We start from the raw sequence: 19,262 nt of genomic DNA, 5'->3' as shown, positions 1-19,262 counted from the left end.
ATATATATAATTAGTATGTTATAATACATTTATAATTATAATAATAGGAGGAATAATGATGCATAAATATAGCTATATTAAATGGTTTAATGAAGTGAATAAAGATGATATACCAATAGTTGGGGGGAAAGGAGCTAATCTAGGGGAATTAACTCAAAGGGGAATAAATGTACCACCAGGCTTCTGTGTAACGGCTCAAGGATATGTTGACTTTATAGAAAATTCTAATATAAAAGAAAAAATGAATAATAAGTTGTCTCAATTAGACATACAAGATAATGATATGTTACACACTATATCTTCTGAAATAAGAGATATGATAATAAAATCAAAAATGCCAGAGGATATAAGAGAAGAGATCATCCATGGCTATACTGAGTTTAGCCATATAGTAAATAAGGAGAATCCTTTAGTAGCGATAAGAAGTTCCGCTACTGCAGAAGATTTACCTGAGGCATCCTTTGCAGGACAGCAAGATACCTACCTAGAGATTCATGGAATAGATGAGGTATTAAAGCATATAAAGAAATGTTGGGCATCTCTATGGACGGCTAGGGCTATATATTATAGAGAAAATCAAGGGTTTAAACATGAAGAGGTTGCATTAAGTGTAGTTGTTCAAAAGATGGTAAATAGCGGAAAAGCCGGGGTAATGTTTACCGCTAACCCTATAAACCACAATAGAAATGAAATAATGATAAATGCAAGTTGGGGCCTAGGAGAAGCAGTGGTATCAGGTATAGTTACCCCGGATGAATATATAATTGATAAAAACAGCTTAGGAATAGTAGAAAAAAATATAGCTAATAAGAAGACCATGGTTATAAAAAAGAAGGATACAGTAGGAACGGAAGAAGTTAAAGTAGCTCATGTATTAGGCGAAGACAAGGTGACGGGAGAATGTTTATCTGAAGAGGAAGTTATAAAACTAGCAAGAAGTGGATCTTTAATAGAAGCTATGTATAGAAGTAATCAAGATATTGAGTGGGCCTTTGATAAAGATACGAAGAAATTATATATACTACAGTCTAGACCAATTACAACATTAAAGGAGGAAGAGGAAAAGGTGAAAGTTGAAAAGAATACAACATTAAAGGTTCTTGCTAAAGGATTAGCAGCTGCTCCAGGAATTGGTTATGGTAAGGTTATTAAAATTAATAGTATAGATGAAATATCAAGGGTAAAAGAAGGGGATATATTAGTTACAGTAATGACCAATCCGGATATGGTTCCAGCTATGAGAAAGGCTAAAGCTGTAGTAACTGATGAAGGAGGAAGAACTTGTCATGCAGCTATAGTTTCCAGAGAACTAGGAGTACCCTGTATAGTAGGTGCTAATGATGCTACAGATCATTTAGAAGATGGAATGCTTGTTACAGTAGATGCTACTAGAGGAGTAGTATATGAAGGTAAAGTAATGGATGAAGAAGAGGAAGAAGCTACTAATGGGGGAGTAGATAAAAGCGCCTTTGATAGATTAGTAAATCAGCTTGCTCCTATAACAGGAACTAAAATATATATGAATTTAGGAGAACCTTCAATTATAAAAAAATATAAGGATTTACCCTTTGATGGTATAGGACTTATGAGAACGGAATTTATATTCTCTAATCTTGTGGGGGCTCATCCTATGTATCTATTAAAAACAGGACGACAAGATGTTGTTATAGATAAAATGGCGGAGGGTATAACTATGGTGGCTCAAGAAGTCTACCCAAAGCCCATAGTAGTAAGATTAAGTGATTTTAGAACTAATGAATTTAGAGGTCTAGAAGGTGGAGAAGAAGTAGAGCCTGTAGAAAGTAATCCGATGATAGGATGGAGAGGAGTTTCTAGATATATCTCTCCTGACTATGAAGAAGGGTTTAGACTAGAATGTAGAGCTATTAAAAAGGTTAGAGAAGAATATGGACTTATAAATGTTTATGTTATGTTACCTTTTGTGAGAACAATTTGGGAATTAAAGCAAGTAAAGGAGATAATGGCTTCAGAAGGGTTAGTCCAAGGAGGAAACTTTAAGATATGGATAATGGCAGAAGTACCTTCAGTGATTTTCCAAGCAGAAGAATTCGCTCAGCTAGTTGATGGGTTTAGTATAGGAAGCAATGATTTAACTCAATTAACCTTAGGAGCAGATAGAGACTCAGGAATACTAAATAGTATGGGATATTTTGATGAAAGAAATCCGGCAGTTAAAAGGGCCATATCAATGCTAATAAAAGCAGCTCATAAATATGGGAAAACAGTATCTATATGCGGTCAAGGGCCATCCCTATATCCAGAATTTGCTGAGTTTCTAGTTCAAGAGGGAATAGATAGTATGAGTATAAATCCAGATACAGTAGCCTATACAAGAAAGCTTGTGGCCGGGGTAGAGCAAAGAATAATCTTAAATAATATAAGAAAACAACATAATTAAAAGGGAGCCTTTTTGGCTCCCTTTTAATTATATATCTATGATAAAATAATATCAGAGAATGGGGTGAAGACGTGATTAATTATTTAAAGAAAATATTATTTTTAAAAATTATAATTGTATCTATACTTTTTTCTGCTGCTGTATTATATGAAAATGCAGGAGGAGAGAGATTAACGATTCTTGTAATATTATTTTTCTTATATGTGCTTAACGGAATTATTAGACTTAAGTTACAACATAAGAAAAATTTATACATATCTAGCTATATCTTTGATATAGTAATCATATTTTTATTAGAGAACAATTCTAGGTTTATGATTAATTATTTTATCCATTCTATATATTTGATATTAATTTTAGAAGTAACCCTTACTCTTAAACGAAAAAATGGTATTATAATAGGTTCAATCACAGCTTTTATATCATTGATTAAATACTTTTTTCTTATATATTATGATACTAGTGTAACCTATATTTCAGAGATGCTATTTTTTATGTTGGTTAATATATTTATATTAGTTGTGTCAAATTTTGCCCATAAAACAAGGGAAGAAAAAGAAGAAAAAGATAAAATATATAAAGAGTTATTAAAAGCCCATAAGAAATTAAAAGAGTACACAGAAGAAGTGGAACGTCTATCAAAAACTGAAGAAAGAAATAGAATAGCTAGAGATATACATGATGACTTAGGACATAATATGACAGCTCTTATTATGAAATTGGAAATGACCGAGCACATCTTAGAAGAAGATATAGAAGAGGCGAAAAATTTGTTATATTCTTCAAAAGAAATGGCTAGGAAAGGATTAAGGGATATCCGAAATGTTGTGGAAACTCTTAGAAGAGTAGATATTAATAACCTTAAAGAAATAGATAATCTTATAAAAGAATTTTCTGATCATACTAATGTGAAGATATATAGCCAGATAGATTGTAGTAAAATAGCATTAACAGAAGAAATAGAAGAAACATTATATAAATTGATTAAAGAATCACTCACTAATAGTGTAAGGCATGGTTTAGCCTCAGAGATAAACATCGAAATAAAATGTACAGATAAGGGAATAGGATTTAATATCAAAGATAATGGAATAGGAGCAGTCCAAATAAAAAAGGGATATGGAATAAGGGGAATGAAAGAAAGAATTGAGAAATTAGAAGGAGAGATATCATTTAAGTCAAATGATGGATTTGAGATAAAGGGATTTATCCCAGGGGAGGTTAAAGAATGATAAGGGTAATAATAGCTGATGATCAACATATACTTACTGAAGGATTACAGATGATACTAGGGAAAGAAAAAGATATAGATATCTGTGGTATTGCTCAAAATGGAAAAGAGGCTTATGATATGTGCAACCTCTATAAACCGAATATAATACTTATGGATATTAAAATGCCTATAATGAATGGTGTAGAAGCTACCAAAAAGATTAAAGAAAAATATCCTAATATTAAAATACTAGTTTTAACTACATTTAAAGATGATGAATACATATATGAGGCCCTTAGATACGGGGCATCAGGATATTTACTTAAGGATGCTTCTCCCGTGAAAATAGCAGAGGCTATAAGAACGGTATATGAAGGAGGAGCTTTAATACAATCAGAGGTTGCTGCTAAAGTTATAAATAAATTTTCTCAAATGGCTAATAACGAAGAGAAAAGAGAGTACAATCCGAAGCTAGATTTATTGACAGGAAGGGAAAAGGATATATGTAGACTTTTAGCTGAAGGTAAAAATAATAAAGAAATCTCTAAGGAACTATATTTAAGTGAAGGAACTGTAAAAAATCATATTACAAAAGTACTTAATAAGTTGGACTTACGAGATAGAACTCAATTAGCTATTTTTTCTATAAAGAACACTCTGTAGAATTAGACTACCAATGACCTATACTGACTGATCGATCTTTAAGACTCTTCACTATGTTCAGAATGACTATATTTTCGTCACTCTGAGATTGACGAAGTGTCTTTAAAAGTTAAGGTGATTGTTTAAGTAGTAATTGAGTTGTTTTTTATTTTGTGCAAAAAGTCATAGTTAGTCTCCATTAATCATGACCTTAGATAGAAGATAAAAACCTAATTATTATATAAAATATTAATATAAGATGGCGATGGAGGGATAGAAATGAAAAAAAATATATCAATATTTTTAATAGCTTTAATAATATTTAGTTTCACTGGATGTAAGGGTAGTGATTTAAAGAGTTATGGAGATGCAGTGGAAAAAACAAACTCGATAACAAAGGGTCAGATGGAATTGAATATGGATATGGATTTGGATATTAATACTCAGGGGATGACTGAAGAAGAATTAAAAGCAATGAATTACTTTAAAACCATGAAAGGAAAAATGAGAATAAAATTTGATGAAACAGAAAAGTTTATATCTCGAAATTACTTTAACTTTGGTGGGTTAGGATTTGATTTAGATGTATTTGGAAACGGAGAGGATATATATCTTCAAATGCCTATAATAGGTAAATATATAAACGTAAAGGAATTTGATGAAAATAAACAATCATCCCAAGAGAATGAGTTTATATCTGAAAACTCCAAAGTGAAAATCAGTGAGAAATGGGTTGGTTTCTTACAAGAGGATGATGTGTTTAGTGGCAAGAGCACAGTTATGGATACCCCTGATGGAGAAGTAAAGGTAACGGAGTACACAATTCAAATGGAAAAGGGAAAACTAAAAGAATTTGCTTCATATGTAATAAATACAGTAGCTAAAGATGAGAATTTTAGAAACAATTTAGCAAATCAAATCAATACTTCAAATGGAAATGAACAAGTAACTATCGATGATATCATTAATAATTCAGAAGAAATGATTGAGGGAGCAAATGTTGGAGCTTTTAACTATACTGCTTATGTAGATATAGATGGATATATAGTTAAAGAAGTTATTAAAGTGACTATGGATTCTAGTGATAGTGAAAAAATAAATAGTGCCACATTTAATATGAATATTAATAGGTGGGGGATAGAAAAGAAGCAAGAGTTTGATTTCCCTGATATTAATGAAGATAATATATTAAAGGAAAGTGAAATAGATCAAGAGATGCCATTTAATTTCGGAAACATAGATAAATAGGGGGTAATGGAATGACACTTTTAAAGGTAGAGAATTTAAAAAAGAGTTTTAAGGATGTAAATGCTGTTAATGATATAACTTTTCAGGTTAATAAAGGGGAGATATTTGGATTATTAGGACCAAATGGAGCTGGAAAATCCACTACCATATCTATAATATCCACCTTGTTAAACCCCACTAAAGGGAAGGTTTTTTATAGAGGAGAAGATATATTTAAAAATCCTAAGGCGATTCAAGAAAAAATGGGAGTGGTACCTCAAGAAATTGCTTTATATCCTACTTTAAAAGGATATGAAAATTTAAAATTTTGGGGAAATCTATATGGGTTAAAAGGAAATAATCTAAAGAAACGAATAGATGAAGTGGCAGATATAGTAGGGTTAAAGGATAAATTAAAAACTAAAGTAGAAAATTATTCTGGAGGAATGAAAAGAAGACTAAATATAGCAGCGGCTTTACTTCATGAACCTGAGATATTAATAATGGATGAACCAACAGTAGGTATAGATCCTCAATCTAGAAATCATATATTAGATACAGTATTAGAACTTAATAAAAAAGGTATGACTATCATATACACCAGTCATTATATGGAGGAAGTAGAGCTCTTATGTACTAGAATAAGTATAATGGATAAAGGACAAGTAATAGCTTTGGGAACTAAGGATGAATTAGTAAATATTATAAAGGGCCATAAGAAGATAGAGCTAACATTTGATAATATACCTCCTAATCTTTTAGATAAGCTAAAAATAATAGAAGAAGTTGAAGAAGTTGATAGTAAGGATAATATTATTATACTTACTATGAAAAATGGAGATATGGCCTTTAAAGATATATTAGATAAGGTGATGGGTACTGAAAGTAGTATACTTTCTATTGATATCAAAAAGCCAAGCCTTGAAGCAGTATTCCTTCATCTAACAGGAAGAGCCTTAAGGGATTAGGGGTGATGATATGAGAATATTAAGTATGATTATAAAGGATTTAAAAGTAATCCTCAGTGATAAAAAAGCTCTAGGCACTATTTTATTAATGCCAGTAATTCTAACTTCAATATTAAGTGCAGCATTGCAAGGAAATTTTGGAGGCGAAGATTTCACCAGAACTGTAGATATTGCAATAGTAAAAGAATATGATAAAGAAAAGGATAAGGAAAAGCTAAAAGATACTATGAGGGATATGTCTAACATGGTTGACTTAGAGATGGATATAGAAAATATGTTAGATGATAATCTAGATATGGAGAAAATATTTTTTGATGAGTTTTTGGGAAATGAAGATATAAAAAAATTTATAGATTATAAACTAACAGATAGAGAAAAAGCTATAAGTTTATTAAAGGATGGAGAGGTTGATTCAATAGTAATTCTTCCAGATAATTTTCTATATGATATGAATGTGAACTTTTTAACTACTTATCGAAATGAAATAGACATTAAAGTTGTTGGAGATCCTGATAAAAGTATATCTACACAAATAATAGAAAGTATAATGATGGGATTTACTGAAAATTTATCATCAATGATAATCGGAAAAAATGTATTTATTGAAAAAGCATTAGAAGAAGGCGGATCCTTCGATGTATTTAATAATTTGGATACAGTTATAGAGAATATTAGCGAGGAATTAGAAGAGAGTAGAGTAGTAGTTAAAAATATAACCATAGAAGGTAAAAAGCCTATATCAAGCTTTGGATATTATTCCATAGCTATGACCACGATGTTTATATTATTTTCTGCTGGATTAGGTGGGAGAGCTTTATTAGAAGAGAAAGATAATACTACTTATCAGAGAATGATAGTCTCGGGCACATCTAAAGCAGATATAATAGCGGGTAAGTTTTTTACGATATTCTCTTTAGCATTAATCCAAATAACAACTATGATAACCTTCTCTACATTTGTTCTTGGAGTGGATTGGGGGAATATAATAAATGTTGTAGCTATTAGTTTACTAGCTTGTTTTGCAGTAAGTGGTTTGGGGATTCTTATAAGCTCTCTTACCTTTAAATCTGGAAATTACAAGATGGCTAATGTGTTTGAAACGGTTATAATTCAAGGAATGGCTTTGGTAGGAGGAAGTTTCTTTCCTGTAGAGATAATGCCTTCCTTTGTTCAAAAACTAAGTTTGTTATCAGTAAATGGATTAGCATTAAAGTCTTTTCATAAAGTAATGATGGGGTATGAATTTAAGCTTATATGGAAATATCTTCTTTCCTTATTTGGTATAGGAGTATTATGTATAGCTATCACCCTTTATGTATTAAAAGAAAGGGGGAGAGTAAAGAATGCTTAGTGTAATAAAACTTAGACTATTAAAAATGAAACAAGAATATCCTGTGATACTTTTTCTTACTCTTATGGCATTAGGACTTACTTTTATATTTGGTAAAAGCATGGGGGAATATAGACCTTCAGTGATAGTTGTAGATCAAGACAATACTGAGTATTCTCAGAAGGTAATAGAGAAGATAACAGAGGAAAACCCCTATAAGTTTCAATATATGAATTATGATGATGCTATATCTGAAGTAGAAGAATATAAATCCATAGCAGCCATAGTCATAGAAGAAGGTTTTGAAGATAGTATAGAAAATAAAAACTCTCCTAAAGTGGGAATCTTAAAGATTAAAGATGATTTAGATTCTATCACTCTTAAAAATGCACTGGAGAGTAACATATCTAGAATGATAGGAGATATAAGGTTATCCTCTGTTATCGTAAATGAACTAGATAAAAGTATTAATATAGAAAATAAAGAAAAAACATTTGATTCTACCTATAAAAAGATAAGTGAAGCATGGAAATATAGAAAACCAATCAAAGTTACAAAGGATTTTATTGATTCTTCTGGAGAAGGATTTGATCAAATGAATCATGCTCTTATAGGTTTTTCAATATTTTTCTCTACCTATACTATGGTATTTGGAATAGGTACTATACTGGAAGATAAGCAGAATAATACCTGGAGTAGAATGCTAGTATCTCCAGTTTCTAGAGGGAAAATATTAGGAGGTACATTTATTACTACCTATGCTACTGGAGCATTACAATTGATAGTATTAATATTTGGAGGGAAATACCTCTTCAATGTAGATTGGGGAAATAGCACATTAGGCATATTAACTATAGGAGCAGCCTTTGTATTTGCTGTTACCTGTTTTGGGTTATTACTTTCAGGAATAGTCAAAACTCATCAACAATTAGCAGCTATGACTCCTGTTATTCTTACTAGTACTGCTATGCTTGGAGGAGCTATGTGGCCTTTAGAAATAGTGAATTCAAAAATAATACTTTTCTTAGCAAATCTTACACCTCAGAAGTGGGCTATTCAAGGAATGGAGCAAATAGTCACTTATGGAAAAGGATTTAATGTAGCCATAATTCCAAGCCTTATATTGCTCTTAATGGGATCTATATTCCTATCGGTAGGAGTGTTTGTCATAAATGAAAAATAGGATATAGAAGGATAGCAAATAACCAAAAGGTTATTTGCTATTTTTATGCTATAATAAAGTATAATAGTAAAAATGTGGGAGTGGGGGATATGGGGAGAAGATTTAAAAAGAAGTGGATATTTAATAGCATTATCTGGATATTGACTTTGGGATATTTTGGATATCTTTACATGGATACTACAAATGAGTATATAGAAATAAATAGTATTCCAGAAAATGATATATATTTATATGAAGAGAAATTAGATAAGGAATTTAAATCTATTCATTCTGGTGTATTAAAATATAAAACTAGGGAATATAGATATTATTGGCATACTGAAGACAATCAAAAAGAAAATCCACCTATCTTAGAAATAAAAAATAATGGAGGAAATGAAGAATTACACATTACATTTAAAGATGATTTATATAATAAAGGGGATAAATTACACTCCATAATAAATTTAAATACAAGAGAAAGAATAGACAGATATGAAAGTGATGTGTATTTAAAAGCTGGAGGTGTGCCTATAGCTATAAGTGTAGATTATACTAATGAAATTGGCATTGAATCGAAGACGGACACAGATAATTTAGAGATTATTTATTTAGAGAAAATAAAAGAATATGATTATTTTATAATTAGAAATAATAAGAATGAAAAAAATCCTCTTAACTTTTTAGTGAGAACAGAATTTGGTAGAGTACAGAATATAGTAGAGTTACCTAAAGGAGCTATATATAAAGATCATAAGACATCACCATATGAAATGTATATGGCAATAAACTTTACTCGGGAATTAAAGAAAGGAATAATTAAAAATTCTATTAGTATAATTGAGTTACAAGATCATGACCATACAAAGTTATTGACAGGGCAAATGAATAATGAGTTGAATGTGGGAGAATTTAGTTATTTTATTTCTGATTATAGATTTGTAGACAATAGAAAATTTTTAGTAATCAAACCTAATTCTGAAAAAATATATTTTGAACTAGACCCTCAAAGGAATCACTTAGATGATTTAAATCTTGACAAAAATGAATAGTTTATATATCATTAATCAATAATAGTATATAAGAATATAAATGCTATGAAGGGAAGAGTAGATTAAGAATCTATCTATAAGAGAGCCAGGTTAGGTGAAAGCTGGTGATAGAGAATTAGTTGAATATGGCCCCTGAGCTTCATGATTGAAAATAAGTAGGTCATGACGGTATTGTATCCGTTAATTATACAAGGTTTATACATAAACCTATGGAGGCTTAAATTGAGAGATTTAAGCAAACTAGAGTGGTAACGCGAATTCAACCTTCGTCTCTATATAGAGATGAAGGTTTTTTTATTTTAAATTTTTATTGTAGGAAAAAATATTAAGGAGGTTGTAAAAATGGCAGATAAGAACACTTTTTATATCACCACACCATTATACTATCCCAGTGCGAATCTAACTATAGGTCATACCTATACCACGGTAGCAGTAGATGCATTGGCTAGGTATAAGAGATTACAGGGTTATGATGTAAAGTTTTTAACAGGGACAGATGAGCATGGACAAAAGATAGAAGAGGTAGCAAAGAAGAAAGGATTAAAGCCAAAAGAATATGTGGATGGAATAGTAGCAGACATCAAGAAACTTTGGGGACAATTAGACATTACCTATGATATTTTCATCCGAACAACTGATGACTATCATGAAGAAGCAGTAAAAAAAATATTCCAAAGGCTATATGATCAAGGAGATATATATAAGGGAGTATATGAAGGATATTATTGTACTCCTTGTGAATCCTTCTTCACTGAAAGTCAACTAAATGAAGGTAAATGTCCAGACTGTGGTAGAGAGGTTCATACTGATAGGGAAGAAACATATTTCTTTAAATTATCAAAATATCAGGATAGAATTCTTAAACTATTAGAAGAAAATCCAGATTTCTTACAACCAGAGTCTAGAAGAAATGAAATGATAAACAATTTCTTAAAGCCTGGATTAGATGATTTATCAGTAACTAGATCATCCCTTGATTGGGGTATCAAGGTTCCCTTTGATGAAGAACATGTTATATATGTATGGACAGATGCATTAAGTAATTATATAACAGCTTTAGGATACTTAAGTGATGATGATAGTGACTATAAAAAGTACTGGCCTGCAGATATACACTTTGTAGGAAAAGAGATAGTAAGGTTCCATACTATTATATGGCCAGCTATACTTATGGCATTAGGGGAAGAGTTACCTAAGCAAGTATTTGCTCATGGATGGATATTATTTGATAATGATAGAATGTCAAAATCTAAAGGAAATGTAGTATATCCTGAGCCAATCATAGACTTATATGGAGTAGATGCTCTTAAATATTTCTTATTAAGAGAATTTACCTTCGGGCAAGATGGCTCCTTTACTAAAGAAAAATTCATGAATAGATTAAACTCTGATTTAGCCAATGACTTAGGAAATCTAGTAAGTAGAACAGTTGCTATGATTGATAAATATAATGGTGGAATTATACCTGAAGCTAAGGAAGAAGGAGAGTTTGATGACCAGCTTAGAGGATTAGCAATATCTACTCCTACTATGGTAGATAGTCATATGGACAAACTAAAATATAGCAATGCCCTAGAAGAGGTATGGAAGCTAATCAGTAGAACGAATAAGTATATAGATGAAACTGCTCCTTGGGTATTAGCTAAGGATGAGGATAAAAAGGATAGACTAGATACTGTGTTATATAACTTATCAGAATCTATCAGAATAATATCTGTTCTTATAAGACCATTTATGGAGAATACATCTAATGATATATGGAAACAATTTGGAATTGATAAAAGTGAAATGACCACATGGGAATCGTTATCTGACTGGGGAAGACTTAAGTCAGGATTAAATGTAAGAAAATCTAAGCCTATGTTTCCAAGGTTAGATGTAAAAGAAGAAATAGAAAAGTTAGATGAAGAAAATCAAAAACTAATAGATAAGAGAAAAGGTGTTAAAAAGGAGGAACCAAAAGTGGAAGAAAACTATATTACTTTAGATGATTTTGATAAATTAGATCTTAAAGTAGCTGAAATAATAAATGCAGAAAAACATCCAAATGCGGATAAGCTTTTAGTATTTAAGTTAAAAGTAGGAGAAGAAGAAAGACAAATAGTATCAGGAATTGCAGAAGCATATGAGCCAGAAGAGTTAATAGGTAAGAATGTGGTTATAATAGCAAACCTTAAGCCTATAAAGCTTAGAGGAGTAGAGTCTCAAGGGATGATATTGTCAGCAGAAAAAGGAAAAGCATTATCACTACTTACAACATTAGAAGATATTGATAGTGGAGCAAAGGTAGTATAGTTAAAAACGAGGACAATTGTCCTCGTTTTTTAATGGCTCTACCCCTTATTCTTGTTTAATGTTATAATAGTAATATTAAATAAACCATGAGAGTTGGGGAGGATAATTATGGAAAGCACATATTTTGTTCTGACTTTTTTAGTATTGGTCTTTGCGGTTGTAAGTTTTCTTAAAGATAGAGCTAATACTAAATTAGGAGGAAAAGTATTATATAAAGGAAGAAAAGAAGGTAAGACTGTAACAATTATTAAATGGATTCTATTTTCTATAGCAATTATATATATATTATATGGAGCATATAATGCAGTAAAAGGCGGAAGTATAATGGCGGGAATGGATATAGGAGTATTTATCGCTGTATACTTTATATTCTTTGCAAATTACTATACAAAACCTTTAATGTTAGTTGAAGAAGGTGTTGTAAAATATAATAGTTTTATTCGCTGGAAGCATATAAAAGGATATGAATTTAAAGATACTAATGGGGAAAAATATAAACTTATATTAAGATATAAGAGACCTAGTGAGATGAAGATTAAGAAACTAATTATAGACGTATATAATAAGGAAGAAATAACTAAAGTATTGAAAGACAAGGTAATAAGAACAAAAGTATAAAATTGCTTTATTTGTTAATAGAAATGGCACACAATTTGTTGTAACTTAAATATAACAAGGTCAGTCATCCTTAATGGAATGAAGGATCTTGTTTTTTAAATAGCTTAAAGGCATTCTTCATATTTTAAATAAATACCCACAGGGTAATAATATAAAAGAATGAAATGAGGAGGAGAGTTTAATGTTAATAGATAGTCATGCCCATTTAGATGGAAGTAGATTTGATAATGATAGAGAAAAGATTATACAGAATTTTAAAGAAGATGGTATAGAACTAATAGTAAATCCAGGAGCAGATGTAGCTACCTCAGTAAAGGCTGTATCTCTTGCTAAAAAACACAAGAATATTTATGCAGCAGTAGGAGTACATCCCCATGAAGCTAAAACAATGGATGAAAACACTATTGAAATATTACGGGAATTAGCTACAAATGAAAAGGTAGTAGCCATAGGTGAGATCGGATTAGACTATCACTATGACAATTCTCCTAGAGAAATCCAAAAAAAGTGGTTTAGGGAGCAGATAAAGTTAGCTAAAGAACTAGACCTTCCAATAATAATTCATGATAGAGATGCCCATGAGGATACATATAATATACTTAAAGAAGAAAATGATGATAGATTAAGAGGAATTATGCACTGTTATCAAAGTTCACTAGAAATGTCCCAACAATTTATAGATTTAGGCTTTTACATTTCTCTTGCTGGACCAGTGACATTTAAAAATGCTAAAACTCCAAAAGAAGTAGCAGAAGGAGTGCCTTTAGATAAGCTACTAATAGAAACGGACTCTCCATATTTAACACCCCACCCTCATAGAGGAAAAAGAAATGAACCAGCCTATGTTAGATATGTAGCAGGAATGATAGCAGAATTAAAGGGAATATCCTATGAAGAGGTAGCAAAAAAAACTGCAGAGAATGCTAAGAAGATATTCAATATAAAATAGAGTGAGACAGAGGGACGGTTCTCCTGTCTCACTTTTCGCATAGTTCGACAAAAAGGGACCCGCAAACTAGAGCAAAGTATAATAGAAGTAACACCATTACCTTCACCTCATATAATGGTAATAGATATATGAAAATTACCCTTCAAGGAGATGAGTTAATGGAAAAAGATAAAAAGCCTTACCCCAAACCTATGCCAGAAGAAGAATATGAATATCCAAAGATGCCTAAACGGCCTTATAAGCCTGACAGATTACCTATAGAAGAGAAACCTATGAGACCAAGCCCACCTCAGAAGCCATATCCTGAGCAAAAGCCAAGTCCTCAACCAAAACCAATGCCAAAGCCATGTCCACCACAAATACCTAGTGAACATCCTATAAAAAGACCAATGCCAATGCCGAGACCTATGCCACAACCAAGACCAATGCCAGAAATGCCTATGGATATGAATCCTTTGGCAATGAGACTTTGTCGTTGTATAATGGAATGTATAGAAGAGGTATTAGGTGAAGAAATGTACCAAGATTGTAGACCAATGCCAAGACATATGCCAATGCCAAGACCTGAGATGGAACTGCCGGAGATGACCATTCCTCCGAATGGATGTGTACCAATGTATCCAATGTGTCCCTATCCAATGATGCCTAGTATGGATGATTGCATGGAAGATATTGAAGAATTAGAAGATATGGAATATATGGAATATATGAGACCAATGTATCCTATGTATCCAAATTACCCAAGGTACTAAAACATATACAAAAAAAAGAAGGATTATTTCAAATAATCCTTCTTTTTTTTAGTTTAACTGAATAATAATGTGTATAATGGCAAGAATTATTACCTGTAGTTAATATTTTTGTTTACCTTTGGTGGAATAGGATATATAGGTATTATGGGGTTGGTTATAGGCCAAAAGTCCTATAGGATTTGACAAAAGAGAAAATACCTAATATACTACTTAGGAATCAAAGAAATGGAGGTTAGAAAATGCATACTATATTGAAAAACAAGAAATGGCTTTTAGCCATGGGTACTGTTTTCGCCATTGCATTATTTTCCTTCGTCCTGCATAACAATTCATTTGCTGAAGTAAAATTAACTGTAGACAATGAGACGAAAACAATTAAAACGGCAAGTGATACAGTAGAGGAATTTATTGACGAAAATGACATATATATTGGTGATTCAGATTACATCAATTTAAACAAGGACGAGAAATTGGAAAAGGGTATGGAGGTAATAATTAAACGCTCCACACCGGTAACTATTAAGATTGGAAATCAATCAATCACAAGAAAAACATATAAAAATACAGTAAAAGACATACTTAATACTTTAGATATTGAATATGATGTGAATGATAGGGTTGAGCCAGGGTTAAGCACAACCTATGAGAAAAACATGGTGATCAATCTTACTAGAGTAGAGAAAAAAGAAGTGGTTGAAGAAGATAAGATACAATATAATACTATGTATAAGGACAACAAGAGTTTAGATCTTGGGAAAACAAGGGTTGCCCAAGAAGGATCTGAAGGAGTTAAAGAAATAACTAAATCTCAGGTTTTTGAGAATGGTAAGCTAGTAAAAGAAGAAGTGGTTTCAGAGAAAGTTGTTAAAGAACCTGTTAACAAGATTGTCGAAAAAGGTAAGAAACCTATAACCGTAGCATCAAGGGGTAAAAAAACGACTCCTAAAACAACACGTCCTAAAGCTACAACTTCTAGATCCAGTACTAAAGGAAGTAAAACAATAACAATGACAGCAACTGCTTATAATCTACAAGGTAATACAGCATCTGGTGTACCTTCTGGTCCAGGAAAAATTGCAGTTGATCCATCTGTTATACCTTTAGGAACAAGATTATATATCGAATCATTAGATGGTTGGGGTGACTATGGATATGCAGTAGCTGCGGATACAGGATCAGCTATTAGAGGTAATAAAGTCGACTTATTCTATACAAGTGAAAATACATGTCTAAGATTTGGTAGAAGAAAAGTAAAAGTTCATATATTAGATTAATTAGGGCGGATATTTCCGCTCTTTTTATTTTCACGATATGTTATAATTATCATAGTTCCATTGAATAGGAGTGTTCGAATGATAAAGGAAGTAATAGTAGTAGAAGGTAAAGATGATGTATCTGCATTAAAAAAAGCAGTGGATTGTGAAGTGATAATAACAGGAGGATTTGGGTATCCTGATGACCTTATAGAAAGAATAAAGCTTGCTCAGAAAAATAGAGGAACTATAATACTTACAGACCCAGACTTTGCAGGGGAAAAAATAAGAAATTATATATCTAGTAGAGTAAAAGGTTGTAAGCATGCTTTTTTGCCTAGAGATAAAGCTATACTAGATGGTGATATAGGAATAGAGAATGCTAAACCTGAAGATATAATAGAAGCTTTAAAAGGAGCAAGATTTGAATCCCAACAAAAAAGAAATGAATTCACAAAAAGTGATTTACTTAGGAATGGACTTAATGGTGGTGAAGATGCTTCCTATAGAAGAGACTTTTTAGGAAAAATATTGGGAATAGGATACTGTAATTCAAAACAATTTTTAAAAAGGCTAAATAATTATGGAATTACAAGGGAAGAATTTAATAAAGCAATAGAAAGGATGAATGACAGAGATGAATAATATTGATAGACTACATTCTCCTAAGGTTATGAAAGATATCCTATCTAAGTATGGATTTCGTTTTTCCAAAGGATTAGGTCAGAACTTTCTAATTGATGGAAATATCTTAGATAAGATATGTGATGGAATAAATTTGGGTAAAGAAGACGAAGTAATAGAAATTGGTCCTGGTATAGGTACATTAACTCAAGCATTAGCCGAAAGATCTAAGAAGGTAGTAGCTATAGAAATAGATAAAAAGCTTATCCCTATATTAGGAGATACATTATCCTCTTATGATAATGTAGAAATAGTTAATAGTGATGTACTTAAACTTGACCTAAATGAATTAATAGAAGAAAAATTCGAGAATAAAAAGGTAAAATTGGCAGCAAATCTCCCATATTATATAACAACACCTATTATAATGAAACTTCTAGAAGATAAAGTTAATCTAGAAAGTATAATAGTAATGGTACAAAAAGAAGTAGCAGAGAGAATGCAAGCTTCACCAGGAACAAAGGCTTATGGAGCTTTATCTATTGCAGTTCAATACTATTGTAATCCAGAAATAGTTACTATTGTTCCTAAAAATGTATTTATTCCAAAGCCTAATGTGGATTCAGCCGTAATAAGGCTTGATGTATATGATAAACCTAAGGTAAAGGTAAAGGATGAAAAATTATTTTTTAATGTAGTTAAAGGAGCATTTTCTCATAGAAGAAAAACTCTATTGAACTCTTTAAGTGCTAGTGGTATAGGAGTAAGTAAAGATCAAATAAAAGACATGTTAGATAACTTAGGTATAAAAGAGAATATCAGAGGAGAAAAGCTATCTATAGAAGATATGGGAAGGCTTTCGGATATGATATATGAATTAAATAATAAATAATTAATAGAAGATGTCTATCATCTTCTATTTTTTTGTGAACTATTTTAGAATTCCTACATATAATATTAATAAGGATTTGAAAGGGGGGTAAAGATGAGTAGTCTTAAATATTTAAGGAAGTTTATAATATTAGAACCAACAGAAACTAGAAATAAGATAAAGGGATATTCTAAGATTGAAATAAGAGATGGTAGAGGGAAATTAGAAATTAATTTAGATGGAATATCTGATGTTAACAAAGGATATGATATTTTTCTATTAACAGAAAAAGGATTAAAATCAAATGTAGCTAGATTTGGTACAATATATGATACTGGAAATGGAAAGGCTTTTTATAAAAATGACTTTAATCCTAAAAATGTACTAAAATCAGATAAAAGTATAGATGATTATAATATAGTAGCTGTGAAGCATTCAGATAGCGAAATATTATATGGATTTATACATAGAGAAGAGAAAGGCAAGGATATAAAATCATTATTAGTAGAAGATGATAGTAAAGAAGAGAAAGAAGAAAAATATGTTGAAGAAGTAGATATTGAAGAAGAACAAGAGCATGAAGATGAGTTTACTTTAGAAGTTAATCTTCATACTGAAGTTGGAGAAGAGGTTGAATCTAAGAAAGAAGAGAAAGAATTAGAAGAAATAGAAGAACAAGAACATGAAGATAAGCTTACTTCAGAAGTTAATCTTTATACTGAAGTAGAAGAAGAGAAAGAAGAAGTAGAGGATGTTGAAGCTAAAGTAGAAGAAGAGAAAGAAGAAGTAGAAAAAGATGTTGAAGCTAAAATAGAAAAAGAGGTAGAAATTGAACAGGCAGATGAAGAAACCGAAGAATCTCATCATGAAGTTGAACATGATGATAAAGTTAATTTAAAAGAGAAAATTAAATATGAAGAAACTACAGAAGGGTTAAATTATCCAAGTGCTGATGATAATATAGAAGATTATTATTTGGAAAAATCTCAGAAAGACTTAGAAGAATATAAAAAATATCAACAATATAAATCTAGAGAAAATATAGATAACTATAATAACGAGTACGGTTACTCAATAAATAATAATTCTGAAGAAAATATTAATAATAAAATGGATAGTTATTCCCTAAACATATTAAACTATTTTAATGAAGTAGAACCTTTTAAAATAAACTTGAATGAATATAGATTTTGGGAAATAACTGAAGACAGTGTTAATATAAGAAGAGGATTTTTACCATACTACAATTATGTGGTTAATATGCATTACCCTTATACTATAATGAATAGAATGAGCACATCCTCCAGACAGATAAGAAAATATAAACACTATCTTTTTGGGGTAGTAGCAGAAAATGATAGGGATGTAAAACATTTTGTATATGGAATACCTGGAAAGTTTTCTAGACAAGAACAACCTTATCGGGGTATGTCAGGATTCACTACATGGTTAGAGAGATCTGATTCAAACAAGGATAACAAACTAGGATATTGGCTAATACATATTGATGCCAAAACTGGAAGAATAGTAACTCCTCTAAGGCCTACTAACCCTTTAGAATAATCAATTTGAAGATATTTGGTTAATAAAAATGATTAAAAAGAAAAAATTAAGGGTATTATAGAAATATTAAATAGGTTATAATATAACTATAGAATATTTCTATAAGGAGGAATTTTAATGGCAAATGTAACTATTTATACAAGTAATACGTGACCTCATTGCACAACTGCAAAGCAGTACCTTTCGGAGAAAGGTGTAGAATATAATGAGAAAAACGTTCAAACTGATCCATCTGCAAGAAAAGAGCTTATTCAAAAGGGGTATATGGGAGTACCAGTAATCATAGTTGATGGAGAAGAAATGGTAGGATTCGATAAAAATAGA

The 19,262-nt window shown here is 31.0% G+C and carries 17 protein-coding genes and 1 other annotated feature; all 17 genes read left to right on the top strand.

The features are described from left to right. Positions 1–58: 58 nt before the first annotated feature. Positions 59–2,419, top strand: a complete 2,361-nt coding sequence (gene ppsA / locus GOQ27_RS05550; RefSeq protein ID WP_203365844.1) for a phosphoenolpyruvate synthase — start codon at positions 59–61, stop codon at positions 2,417–2,419. Between the two features lie 71 nt (positions 2,420–2,490). Next, on the top strand, positions 2,491–3,651 hold the full coding sequence (locus GOQ27_RS17430) for a sensor histidine kinase (protein ID WP_203365843.1): 1,161 nt from the start codon (positions 2,491–2,493) through the stop codon (positions 3,649–3,651). Then, positions 3,648–4,295 carry a response regulator transcription factor gene (locus GOQ27_RS05540; protein ID WP_203365842.1) on the top strand — a complete coding sequence of 216 codons (648 nt, stop codon included), beginning with the start codon at positions 3,648–3,650 and terminating at the stop codon, positions 4,293–4,295. The genes GOQ27_RS17430 and GOQ27_RS05540 overlap by 4 nt, the downstream gene beginning before the upstream one ends. Before the next feature lie 258 nt (positions 4,296–4,553). Continuing rightward, positions 4,554–5,522, top strand: a complete 969-nt coding sequence (locus GOQ27_RS05535) for a hypothetical protein (RefSeq protein WP_203365841.1) — start codon at positions 4,554–4,556, stop codon at positions 5,520–5,522. An 11-nt stretch (positions 5,523–5,533) separates the two neighbouring features. Beyond that, positions 5,534–6,469 (top strand): ABC transporter ATP-binding protein, encoded by a 936-nt coding sequence (locus GOQ27_RS05530; protein WP_203365840.1) that lies wholly within the window; start codon positions 5,534–5,536, stop codon positions 6,467–6,469. A gap of 10 nt (positions 6,470–6,479) precedes the next feature. Then, positions 6,480–7,820, top strand: coding sequence for an ABC transporter permease (locus GOQ27_RS05525; RefSeq protein WP_203365839.1), 1,341 nt, complete (start codon positions 6,480–6,482; stop codon positions 7,818–7,820). Then, positions 7,813–8,982: an ABC transporter permease gene (locus GOQ27_RS05520; RefSeq protein WP_203365838.1), complete on the top strand. Its 1,170-nt coding sequence runs from the start codon at positions 7,813–7,815 to the stop codon at positions 8,980–8,982. Before GOQ27_RS05525 ends, GOQ27_RS05520 begins: the two co-directional genes overlap by 8 nt. An 89-nt stretch (positions 8,983–9,071) precedes the next feature. Continuing rightward, positions 9,072–10,013 carry a hypothetical protein gene (locus tag GOQ27_RS05515; RefSeq protein WP_203365837.1) on the top strand — a complete coding sequence of 314 codons (942 nt, stop codon included), beginning with the start codon at positions 9,072–9,074 and terminating at the stop codon, positions 10,011–10,013. 36 nt (positions 10,014–10,049) lie between these two features. Continuing rightward, positions 10,050–10,290 (top strand) — a binding site (T-box leader). A 65-nt stretch (positions 10,291–10,355) separates the two neighbouring features. Next, a complete protein-coding gene (gene metG / locus GOQ27_RS05510; RefSeq protein ID WP_203365836.1) occupies positions 10,356–12,308 on the top strand; it encodes a methionine--tRNA ligase in 1,953 nt (650 codons plus the stop codon). A gap of 108 nt (positions 12,309–12,416) precedes the next feature. Beyond that, positions 12,417–12,926 (top strand): hypothetical protein, encoded by a 510-nt coding sequence (locus GOQ27_RS05505; protein ID WP_203365835.1) that lies wholly within the window; start codon positions 12,417–12,419, stop codon positions 12,924–12,926. Between the two features lie 181 nt (positions 12,927–13,107). Next, a complete protein-coding gene (locus tag GOQ27_RS05500) occupies positions 13,108–13,875 on the top strand; it encodes a TatD family hydrolase (protein ID WP_203365834.1) in 768 nt (255 codons plus the stop codon). A gap of 158 nt (positions 13,876–14,033) precedes the next feature. After that, positions 14,034–14,627 (top strand): hypothetical protein, encoded by a 594-nt coding sequence (locus GOQ27_RS05495; RefSeq protein WP_203365833.1) that lies wholly within the window; start codon positions 14,034–14,036, stop codon positions 14,625–14,627. Positions 14,628–14,866: 239 nt separating this feature from the next. Continuing rightward, positions 14,867–15,901, top strand: coding sequence for a resuscitation-promoting factor (locus GOQ27_RS05490; RefSeq protein WP_203365832.1), 1,035 nt, complete (start codon positions 14,867–14,869; stop codon positions 15,899–15,901). A gap of 78 nt (positions 15,902–15,979) precedes the next feature. Then, entirely contained in the window at positions 15,980–16,525 is a 546-nt protein-coding gene (rnmV, locus tag GOQ27_RS05485; RefSeq protein WP_203365831.1) for a ribonuclease M5, read from the top strand. Beyond that, on the top strand, positions 16,509–17,396 hold the full coding sequence (rsmA, locus tag GOQ27_RS05480; RefSeq protein WP_350445883.1) for a 16S rRNA (adenine(1518)-N(6)/adenine(1519)-N(6))-dimethyltransferase RsmA: 888 nt from the start codon (positions 16,509–16,511) through the stop codon (positions 17,394–17,396). Before rnmV ends, rsmA begins: the two co-directional genes overlap by 17 nt. Before the next feature lie 93 nt (positions 17,397–17,489). Then, positions 17,490–18,938, top strand: a complete 1,449-nt coding sequence (locus GOQ27_RS05475; protein WP_203365830.1) for a hypothetical protein — start codon at positions 17,490–17,492, stop codon at positions 18,936–18,938. A gap of 117 nt (positions 18,939–19,055) precedes the next feature. Continuing rightward, positions 19,056–19,262 (top strand): glutaredoxin family protein (locus GOQ27_RS05470; RefSeq protein WP_203365829.1); only part of this gene is annotated, 207 nt, incomplete at its 3' end.

Source organism: Anaeromonas frigoriresistens, from assembly GCF_016820655.1.
In the GTDB taxonomy this organism is placed as follows: domain Bacteria; phylum Bacillota; class Clostridia; order Tissierellales; family SIT17; genus Anaeromonas; species Anaeromonas frigoriresistens.
This window is presented reverse-complemented; position numbering and strand designations above follow the sequence as displayed.

Coding starts and splice junctions, on each gene's coding strand:
- ppsA (WP_203365844.1), top strand. CDS start 59: ATGCATAAATATAGCTATATTAAATGGTTTAATGAAGTGAATAAAGAT.
- GOQ27_RS05540 (WP_203365842.1), top strand. CDS start 3,648: ATGATAAGGGTAATAATAGCTGATGATCAACATATACTTACTGAAGGA.
- GOQ27_RS05535 (WP_203365841.1), top strand. CDS start 4,554: ATGAAAAAAAATATATCAATATTTTTAATAGCTTTAATAATATTTAGT.
- GOQ27_RS05530 (WP_203365840.1), top strand. CDS start 5,534: ATGACACTTTTAAAGGTAGAGAATTTAAAAAAGAGTTTTAAGGATGTA.
- GOQ27_RS05525 (WP_203365839.1), top strand. CDS start 6,480: ATGAGAATATTAAGTATGATTATAAAGGATTTAAAAGTAATCCTCAGT.
- GOQ27_RS05520 (WP_203365838.1), top strand. CDS start 7,813: ATGCTTAGTGTAATAAAACTTAGACTATTAAAAATGAAACAAGAATAT.
- GOQ27_RS05515 (WP_203365837.1), top strand. CDS start 9,072: ATGGGGAGAAGATTTAAAAAGAAGTGGATATTTAATAGCATTATCTGG.
- metG (WP_203365836.1), top strand. CDS start 10,356: ATGGCAGATAAGAACACTTTTTATATCACCACACCATTATACTATCCC.
- GOQ27_RS05505 (WP_203365835.1), top strand. CDS start 12,417: ATGGAAAGCACATATTTTGTTCTGACTTTTTTAGTATTGGTCTTTGCG.
- GOQ27_RS05500 (WP_203365834.1), top strand. CDS start 13,108: ATGTTAATAGATAGTCATGCCCATTTAGATGGAAGTAGATTTGATAAT.
- GOQ27_RS05495 (WP_203365833.1), top strand. CDS start 14,034: ATGGAAAAAGATAAAAAGCCTTACCCCAAACCTATGCCAGAAGAAGAA.
- GOQ27_RS05490 (WP_203365832.1), top strand. CDS start 14,867: ATGCATACTATATTGAAAAACAAGAAATGGCTTTTAGCCATGGGTACT.
- rnmV (WP_203365831.1), top strand. CDS start 15,980: ATGATAAAGGAAGTAATAGTAGTAGAAGGTAAAGATGATGTATCTGCA.
- rsmA (WP_350445883.1), top strand. CDS start 16,509: ATGACAGAGATGAATAATATTGATAGACTACATTCTCCTAAGGTTATG.
- GOQ27_RS05475 (WP_203365830.1), top strand. CDS start 17,490: ATGAGTAGTCTTAAATATTTAAGGAAGTTTATAATATTAGAACCAACA.